The 8,946-nt window shown below is 57.6% G+C and carries 9 protein-coding genes; 4 read left to right on the top strand and 5 right to left on the bottom strand.

Annotated features, from left to right (window positions below):
• The coding region (locus D6877_RS05925) for a glycine zipper domain-containing protein (RefSeq protein ID WP_347233400.1) at positions 1-227 on the top strand (227 nt) is incomplete at its 5' end.
• Positions 228-282: 55 nt separating this feature from the next.
• Here D6877_RS05925 and D6877_RS05920 read toward each other — a convergent pair.
• From D6877_RS05920 to D6877_RS05910, 3 genes are all read right to left on the bottom strand, one after another.
• Positions 283-714 carry a thioesterase family protein gene (locus tag D6877_RS05920; protein WP_130910166.1) on the bottom strand — a complete coding sequence of 144 codons (432 nt, stop codon included), beginning with the start codon at positions 712-714 and terminating at the stop codon, positions 283-285.
• Positions 715-851: 137 nt separating this feature from the next.
• Positions 852-2,078: a 3-hydroxyacyl-CoA dehydrogenase gene (locus D6877_RS05915; RefSeq protein WP_130910165.1), complete on the bottom strand. Its 1,227-nt coding sequence runs from the start codon at positions 2,076-2,078 to the stop codon at positions 852-854.
• A 211-nt stretch (positions 2,079-2,289) separates the two neighbouring features.
• A complete protein-coding gene (locus tag D6877_RS05910) occupies positions 2,290-4,218 on the bottom strand; it encodes an ATP-dependent DNA helicase RecQ (RefSeq protein ID WP_130910164.1) in 1,929 nt (642 codons plus the stop codon).
• Between the two features lie 278 nt (positions 4,219-4,496).
• Here D6877_RS05910 and D6877_RS05905 point away from each other — a divergent pair, with 278 nt between their 5' ends.
• The 3 genes from D6877_RS05905 (at position 4,497) to nadS (ending at position 6,579) form a co-directional block, all read left to right on the top strand.
• Complete coding sequence (locus D6877_RS05905) at positions 4,497-5,639, top strand: hypothetical protein (protein WP_130910163.1); 1,143 nt, start codon at positions 4,497-4,499, stop codon at positions 5,637-5,639.
• 335 nt (positions 5,640-5,974) lie between these two features.
• Entirely contained in the window at positions 5,975-6,289 is a 315-nt protein-coding gene (locus D6877_RS05900; protein WP_130910162.1) for a type II toxin-antitoxin system RelE/ParE family toxin, read from the top strand.
• 2 nt (positions 6,290-6,291) lie between these two features.
• Complete coding sequence (nadS, locus tag D6877_RS05895) at positions 6,292-6,579, top strand: NadS family protein (protein WP_064363398.1); 288 nt, start codon at positions 6,292-6,294, stop codon at positions 6,577-6,579.
• Positions 6,580-6,687: 108 nt separating this feature from the next.
• Here nadS and D6877_RS05890 read toward each other — a convergent pair whose 3' ends face one another.
• Positions 6,688-8,229 carry a phosphoenolpyruvate carboxykinase gene (locus D6877_RS05890; protein ID WP_016772179.1) on the bottom strand — a complete coding sequence of 514 codons (1,542 nt, stop codon included), beginning with the start codon at positions 8,227-8,229 and terminating at the stop codon, positions 6,688-6,690.
• A gap of 181 nt (positions 8,230-8,410) precedes the next feature.
• The coding region (locus D6877_RS05885; RefSeq protein ID WP_178083642.1) for an Hsp33 family molecular chaperone HslO at positions 8,411-8,946 on the bottom strand (536 nt) is incomplete at its 5' end.

Below are 8,946 nucleotides of genomic sequence, written 5' to 3'. Positions count from 1 at the left end.
ACGTGGTTGGCCGCAGTCTCGGCGGCACCACCGGCAGCCTGATCGGCTCCGCCGCAGGTGGCGGTGCTGGTGGTGCGCTGGGTAACTACATGGGCCGCGATGACGACGATGGTCGTCACTACGATCGCCGTTACGATGACCGTCGCTACTACCGTGACCGTGGTCATCCGGGTCGCGGTCACGCCTACGGCCACCGCAAGCATCACAAGTACTATCGCCACCGTTAAGGCGAAGGCTTGAACGAAAATCGCAGCCCTTGTGGCTGCGATTTTTTTTGCGCGTCTAGATCACCAGCCGCTCCAGCGTCCCACGCAAACCTGCCGGAATCGGCACCGGCTGATTGGTAGCCCGATCGACAAACACATGCACGAACCGTCCCGCCGCACACGCCTCGCTTTCGCCAACCTTGAACACAGCCAGTTCGTATTGCACCGAACTGTTGCCCAGCTTGCCGACCCGCAGCCCGATCTCGATCAAATCCGGAAAAGCGATCGAGGCAAAGTAATCGCAGGCCGAACTGACCACGAATCCCACCACTTCGCCGTCATGAATATCCAGGCCACCGACCTGAATCAGGTAGGTGTTCACCGCCGTGTCGAAGAAGCTGTAGTAGGTGACGTTGTTGACATGACCGTAGGCGTCGTTGTCGTGCCAGCGTGTGGTGATGGGCTGGAAGTGGGGGTAGTCGGTGCGCTGTGGTGTCGGGTTGGACATTGATCAGGGATTCCCAAGGCTATTTGCTAATTCAAAATATCGGCACAGCTTTCGCGAGCAGGCTCGCTCCCACATTGAAACGCGATAGTCTGTGGGAGCGAGCCTGCTCGCGAAGACGTCAGCACGGCCGACAAGTGTCAGCGATCAGCAAACCCCTTCCCCTGCGCCGCCAGCTCGCCAATCAACCGCGCCGGCTTCCACTGGTCGCCCTGGCGCGTCTCCAGCGCCAGCAAGCGCTGATGAATATCCGCCAGCCCTTGCTGATCTGCCCAGGCCATTGGCCCGCCCTTCTCTGCTGGAAAACCATAACCGTTCAAATACACCAGATCAATGTCATGGGCCGAGCCGGCGATGCCTTCCTGCAGGATCTTCGCGCCTTCGTTGACCAGTGCCAGCAAACAGCGCTCAAGAATTTCTTCGGCGCCGATGTCGCGACGCTGGAAACCCAGCTCTTCGCTGACCCGCAGCACCAATGCATCGACCTCGGGATCATGCTCGGCCTGGCGACTGCCCGGCTCATAGTGGTAGTAGCCGTTACCAGACTTCTGCCCGAACCGGCCCATTTCGCACAGACGGTTATCGATCTGAACCTGCGGCGCATCCTGCCCTTTACCAGCGAGCTCCCGAGCACGCCACTCCAGATCGATGCCGACCACGTCGTACATGCGAAACGGCCCCGTGGCGAAGCCGAAGCCTTGCAGCGCGGCGTCAATCTGGTGTGGATAAGCGCCCTCGAGGAGCATCTTGCGCGCTTCAAGTACATACGGATGCAGCATGCGATTGCCGATGAAACCATAGCAGTTGCCCGACACTACGCTGACCTTGCCCATGCGTTTGCCGAGCGCCAGCGCTGCTTCCAGCGCCGCTGGTGACGTTTGCGCACCTCGCACGATCTCCAGCAGTTTCATGATGTGCGCCGGGCTGAAGAAATGCAGGCCCAGTATCTGTGCCGGGCGCCGGGTTGCGGCGGCAATCGCGTCGATATCCAGCGCCGAGGTATTGCTCGCCAGCAGAGCCTCAGGTTTGAGCAGGCCATCGAGTTCGCGAAAGATCTTCTGCTTCAGCTCGAGGTTTTCGTACACCGCTTCGATCACCAGGTCGACATTGCGGATCGCCGCGTAATCCGCCGCCGCAGACACACGAGCAATTCGCGCATCCGCCTCGGCCTGATCGATGCGACCCTGACGCACGTTGTGGGCATAAGTCTCGGCGACCGTTGTCAGCGCTTGCTCGAGCATCTGTGGATTGTTGTCCACCCACTGCACGCTCACGCCGGCACTGGCCAGACACATGACGATGCCGCGGCCCATGGTGCCCGCACCGATTACCGCCGCCTGCTGAATATCGAAGGATGTCTGGCTCATGTTGTTCTCTTGTGGGTGGCCCGAAGACAGAATCCAACCTTAGTCAGGCAGCAGCGCTTTTTGAAGTTTATTAGCGTGATGATCGACATTCAGCGGATGGATAGAGTCCCCGCTTGATGACACTTGACGTAGGAGCTGACGAAGGCTGCGATCTTTTGATCATGAAAAATCAACATCAAAAGATCGCAACCTTCGGCAGCTCCTACAGGGGTCAGAGGTGCTCTTGCGCCCAATCGCGTACCTGCGCGTAAGGGTACTCTTCCAACGCAGCAAAACCCGGTATCGCCCGCGCCTTGAGTTTGGTGAACAACGGCACGCTGATTCCGCAGAGGAACCGCGTCAGGCGCTCGGCCGTCGGAAGCTTGCCTGTGTGCTGCTCATGCCTGTGGATAAGCTCACCGCACAGTTGCGCGAAATTTTTATCCACAAGCGGCGGCAACACTGGCGGCTCAGGCAACCGCGCAACCCGGCCATGACATACCGAACAATGGCCGCATCGCTCAGGGGCATTGTGATCTCCGAAATACTCGGCCAAGCGATAACCCAGACAGCGTTCGGTGGCGAACACGTCAAGCATGGCGTGAATTCGCGCCACCTCAGTCCGTTCATGGCGAGTGAAATACTCGTGGAGCTCAGCGCTGAGGGCGTCGCTGTCAAAATCACTTTGCAGCAGATTGTAGACCTCGGTCATCTGCTTGCTCTCAAGCTCGACCCAGCCCTTTTCCTGGAAGTAATCCAGCGCTGTCACCACTCGATTGCGCTCGGCGGAATACTGCGAGTACATCGCCTCGAAATCTACCGTGGCCCAGGTGCGTGCTCGCGTAGACGTCCGGATGAGCGCCGCGACGAAATCGCTGCGCTCGCCTTCGAAGCGCTGGAGCAATGCTTCAGGCTCAAGCAGATATTTGAAGCGATACTCAGCGTAATAGGCGTAACGCGGCGCAATCAGACCTCGCAGCTCCAACTGCACCAGCAAAGTCTTCAACGGCAACGAGCGAATATTGCTCTGATCCGAGAGTGGCCCAAGCAGAAACTCCCATTGTCCTTCCGGAACTGAGGCATTGAGCTCTTCGAGCACATAACGAATTCCATCACGCTCGGGCGTATCGCCGTAGACGAAGTTTTCCAGCACATTGAGACTGTCGCGATTCGCCAGTACCAGGCAATCCGAAGGCTGCCCGTCACGCCCGGCGCGGCCGATTTCCTGGCTGTAGTTTTCGATGGATTTGGGCAGATCGAAATGCACCACGTTGCGGATGTCGCTCTTGTCGATGCCCATGCCGAAGGCAATGGTGGCGACAATGCAATTGGACTGCCCGGCCATGAAGCGGCGTTGAATGTCTTCACGCTGATCGTGGGGTAAACCTGCGTGGTAAGCCTCGGCCTGGATACCGTTGCGCTCGAGATGCTCGGCAATGTGTTCGGCGGTCTTCTGCAACGTGACATAGACAATGCTCGGTTGCCCTGGGCGTTCGCTCATCCATTCGACCAGACGCCGACGTTTGTCCTGACCGCGTACAGGCTCGACCAGCAGGTTGAGGTTGGGCCGATAGAAACCGGTGGTCACTACATCGTCCGGAGCAATGGCGAATTTGGCCTGCATGTCGGCGATGACTTTTGGTGTCGCCGTGGCGGTCAGCAGCAAGGCCTGCGGGATGTTGAACTGGCGCTGGTAGTTCGGCAATTTCAGGTAGTCCGGCCGAAAGTTGTGGCCCCATTCCGAGATACAGTGAGCTTCGTCGACTACCAGCAACGAGATCGGCACCTGCTGCAAGAAGTTGCGGAACCGCTCGTTTTTCAGACGCTCGACGGAAATCATCAGAATCTTCAATTCACCCGAACGCGCACGGGCCATGACGTCGTTGGCATCCTCACGGCTTTGTGCCGAATCGATGCTGCCCGCGGAGATACCGTGGCGCTTGAGAAACGCCAGTTGATCCTGCATCAACGCCAGCAACGGCGAAACCACCAATGTCAGGTGTGGCAGTAAAAGCGCCGGCAGCTGATAGCAAAGCGATTTGCCGGAGCCGGTGGGAAAGATCGCCGCCGCGGATCGCCCCGCCAGCACCGCGCTGACAGCGGCCTCCTGACCGGGGCGAAACTGTGGATAACCAAAAACCTGTTCCAGGGTGTGGTGCATTTACTGTCACTCCTTTGACTGCTGCCATGCCCAAAGCCTAGCGGGCGATTTCAGCGAGTCGAGAAAAGGTCGGGATCCAATCGATTCGAAATGATACATCGGATCAGCGATTTGACGCGTTGCAGATATTAATTGCACTACAGGCGCTCTGCAAAACACCGCCCCATACAATTAAGGCAATTCTGAGAACTTACAAAAACAGAAACAACCAAACCGTTTATCAATACAACCAACTGGAACTAACGTGACTGCTCTTATTCACTCGAAAGAGCAAAAGCATGACAACTTTGACCATTTTCTTTTGCGGTACCGGCTCCAACAAATTCGATATCAATCATAAAAGTTTTTGGGACGGCGAAGTTGTATCCACACTCGCTGCACACCACACCGGCCGTGAGTTCGCTGAATGGATCGTGGTCGACGGGCCTGGCAGCGGCAACCTGCAGGCCGATGATCTGTTCACCAAAACCAAGGAATACGGGCTATCCGGAACGCTGTTTGGTAAAGGCTGGGAGGAAAACGTCCAGCACGCTGTGAATATCATCAAAGGCAAGTGCGACTGGCAACGGCAACAACTGACCGAGAAGGAATATAACCGACTCAAAAGCGCCGGCATTCCCATTGACGATGTAAAAGTCGAGGGCTCGTGGCTCTGGCGCAAATACAACTATGGCGACCGCAGTATCACCCAACAAAAGTTACAGGAACAGATCATCAAGACTTTCCGCAAGGACGGTATTATTCCAACCACAGTCAATCTTGTCGGCTGGAGCCGGGGCGGCATCAGTTGCCATATGCTCGCCAATGCAATGTACAAGGATCCTGCACTCAAACATATTCCGGTGAACATCTTCGCCATTGATCCAGTTCCGGGCATCGGCAACTTTCAGGAAAACCGCGTCAAACTCCAATCCAACGTCAAGGAATACATCGCGTTCTATGCCCGCGACGAGCGCTCAAAAGGCTTCAGCTGCGTGATCCCGCAAACCGCCACTGGCACCAAAACCTCGATCTATCCAATGGCCGGCCGCCACGCCACCCTCGCTGGCAACGCCACGGCGCTCGGCGGCGAGCCCATCAACAGCAGCGACCTCAACGCGCTGATCGAACCCGGCCGCATCGTTCGCCATCTCGCCGAGACCTGCCTCAAGCGCTGGGGCGTGCCACTGAGCAAAACCCTCAATCTGACCGATGCCGATCTGCTGCCCCTCACTGGCGCCATCGTCAGCGACGAGGCCCGCTACAAGAAGATGCACAGCCAGTCCTACACCTATTTCACCGAGCTGGACAAAGGCGAGCGCTCTGTCTCGCTGGGCAGCAAAGGCGTGCCGTTTTCAGCAGTCAAAGGCACGATCTACCGCCCGGCAACCGGACTGACCACAAGCCTGCTGGATATTTCCGGTTACCAGCATCTGCGTTGAAAGGCGTTGAACAATCGGTAGCAACGTCTGGCGCTTTGTTCGTCCCGTTCCTACTTCACGCGATGCCTTGTCGGCTATCGCGAGGTGGTGGTGCGAACCTATAGTCGTGGGTGTCGCTGCTTTGATCAGCGACACCCACATCACCCACGCTCTGTACCTGCTGACAGGACGGCTGCGAGCTGCTGCAAGTCGCGCAGACACAGATGCTCAACTGGAAAGCCCCTGCCTAAGGCGAGCAGCCTGATCGCCGCCATCATCTGTCGGCGACCAGGCACCAGTCATCGTTATCAACACTTCAGCATTGCCTGAAAGTAAGTCACTGGCGTACATTGACCATGATTTTTATTGAGACTTCAGTCTTCACCCGCCGAGTAAGAGAGTTACTGGACGACGATGCCTACGCCACCTTTCAAAAGCAGTTGGTCGCAAACCCGTCTATTGGCGATGTAATCGAAGGAACCGGCGGGGTGCGTAAAGCACGAGTCGCCTCCAAAGGCCATGGAAAACGGGGTGGCGCACGGGTTATCTACTACCACTTCGTTTCAGCATCACAGATCGCGTTGTTGATGATTTATCCAAAAAACGAGCAGCAGGATCTTACCCATGACGAACGGAAAGCACTGAAGGCCATGATTGGAAACTGGAGGTAACCATGAGCAAGTTTTTTGATGAGCTGATGGAAAGCGTGCAGGAAATGGATGAGATTCTTCGGGGTGAAAAAAAGCCGTCCCGCGAATTCCATGTGGATGCATTACAGGTTAAACAGATTCGCAAAGCGACGGGAATGACGCAGGCAAAGTTCGCAGCCTTGATCGATGTCCAATTGGGAACGTTACGCAATTGGGAGCAAGGTCGTCGTCAGCCGACTGGCCCGGCCAAAGCACTACTCAAGGCCATTCATAACGATCCTGTCCATGTGCTGAGTGCACTGGCTGATTGACACATAGCCAGGGCAAGCCACGTCTTTGAGTCCAACCAAGCTGCATTTCAGATCGGAAATAAAAAACCGCCCCCAAAGGGCGGTTTTTTATTCACTGCAAACCGCTACTTACAACTTCGGCCCAGCCGCCTTGATCGCGTCGCTCACTTCGAACTTCTTGAAGTTCTCGATGAACAGACCGGCCAGTGCTTTCGCTGCCTCGTCGTACGCTGCCTTGTCAGCCCAGGTGTTGCGTGGGTTGAGCAGGTTGGTGTCGACGCCCGGAACGGCCAGTGGCACGTCGAGGTTGATGGTGTCGAGGTGCTCGGTGGCGGCACCGATCAGTGCGCCGCTCTGGATCGCGGCGATCACTGCGCGGGTGGTCGGGATGTTGAAGCGTTGGCCGACGCCGTAGCCGCCGCCGGTCCAGCCGGTGTTGACCAGGTAGACCTTGGAGCCGAAGCCGCGGATGCGCTTGATCAGCAGTTCGGCGTATTCGCCAGCCGGACGCGGGAAGAACGGTGCGCCGAAGCAGGTGGAGAAGGTCGACTTGATGCCGCTGCCCGAACCCATTTCAGTCGAGCCCACCAGCGCGGTGTAGCCGGACAGGAAGTGGTAGGCCGCTTGTTCTTCGTTGAGGATCGACACCGGCGGCAGTACGCCGGTCAGGTCGCAGGTCAGGAAGATCACTGCGTTTGGCTCGCCACCCAGGTTCTTCTCGGAACGCTTGGCAACGTGCTCCAGCGGGTAGGCGGCGCGGCTGTTCTGGGTCAGGCTGACATCGGCGTAGTCGGCGTGCTTGGCGTCGTCGATAACCACGTTTTCCAGCACCGCGCCGTGCTTGATGGCTTTCCAGATGACCGGCTCGTTCTTCTCGGAGAGGTCGATGCACTTGGCGTAGCAACCGCCTTCGATGTTGAACACCACACCCTCGCCCCAGCCGTGTTCGTCGTCACCGATCAGGTAACGGCTTTCGTCGGCCGACAGGGTGGTTTTACCGGTGCCCGACAGACCGAAGAACAGGGTCACGTCGCCGTCTTCGCCGATGTTGGCAGCGCAGTGCATTGGCAGCACGTCAGCGGCTGGCAGCAGGAAGTTCTGCACCGAGAACATGGCTTTCTTCATCTCACCGGCGTAACGCATGCCGGCGATCAGCACTTTCTTCTGCGCGAAGTTGATGATCACGCAACCGTCGGAGTTGGTGCCGTCACGCTCAGGCACGCACTCGAAGTTGGCGACGTTGAGCACTTGCCATTCTTCACGGCCAGCCGGGTTGTACTGGGCCGGGTTGATGAACAGGCAACGACCGAACAGGTTCTGCCAGGCAGTCTGCGTGGTCATTTTCACGGCCAGGTAGTGATCTTCCGCCGCACCTACATGCACGTGGGAAACGAAGTGCTCTTGCGCGTTGTTGAAGGCCTCGACGCGAGCCCACAGGGCATCGAACTTGTCGGCCGGGAACTTGCGGTTGATCGGGCCCCAGGCAATAGCGGCCTGGGTGGAAGGCTCTTCAACGATGAAACGGTCGACTGGCGAACGGCCGGTGCGGTGACCGGTGCGAACAACCAGAGCGCCGGTATCGGCAAGCTCGCCTTCACCGCGATTCAGGGCTTCTTTTACCAGATCATCAACACTCAGATCGGTGTACACGGCGTTATTGGCTTGCGTCATGAGGTTCCCCGTCGGCCAGTGGCCGAGTGTGCTCCAAACGTTTTGTAGTAGAAAGTCGTGCACTACTACCGCGAAAAAAGTGGGCCGGATTATGCCAGAAAAGCCCAAAAAGAGTAGGGTCCTCCCGTCGTAACGGCGATATTCCGTCATTGCGCAGTGAATTTACCTGCGCTGAACCGTTTTAGTGACGGGTATCTGACGGCGTATCGACGCCCGCGCCAGCGAACAGTTGAGCGATATCAGCCGCGTCGAACAGGTACTGCTGATTGCAGAACTGGCAATCAATCTCGACTTTTCCGCCCTGCTCGGCTGCCAGAGCCAGCGCATCTTCCAGCCCAAGACTGACCAGCGCATTGCCGGAGCGTTCCCGAGAGCAGCTGCAACTGAAGCGCAGATGCTGCACATCGAACAGGCGCACCTGCTCCTCGTGATAGAGGCGGTGCAGCACGGTTTCGTTGTCCAGGCTCAGCAGCTCATCGGCGCCCAGAGTGCCGGCCAGCGCGGTGATGTGCTGCCAGCTGGCGGCGCGATCTTCTTCATCTTTCAGGCGATCGGCGGGGAGTTGTTGCAGCAACATACCGCGTGCGCGACGGCCGTCGGCGAACAGCTTGAAGCGCGTGCCGACTTGCTGCGACATGACGAAATAGTTGGTGAAGCAATCGGACAGTGTTTCGCCGTCGAGATCGACAATGCCCTGATAGCGCTGGCCAACAGTCG

The organism is Pseudomonas sp. Sample_9 (assembly GCF_004307535.1).
Classification (GTDB): domain Bacteria; phylum Pseudomonadota; class Gammaproteobacteria; order Pseudomonadales; family Pseudomonadaceae; genus Aquipseudomonas; species Aquipseudomonas mercuritolerans.
Note: the sequence above shows the minus strand (reverse complement) of the source record. Positions and strands in the feature narration are given on the sequence as shown.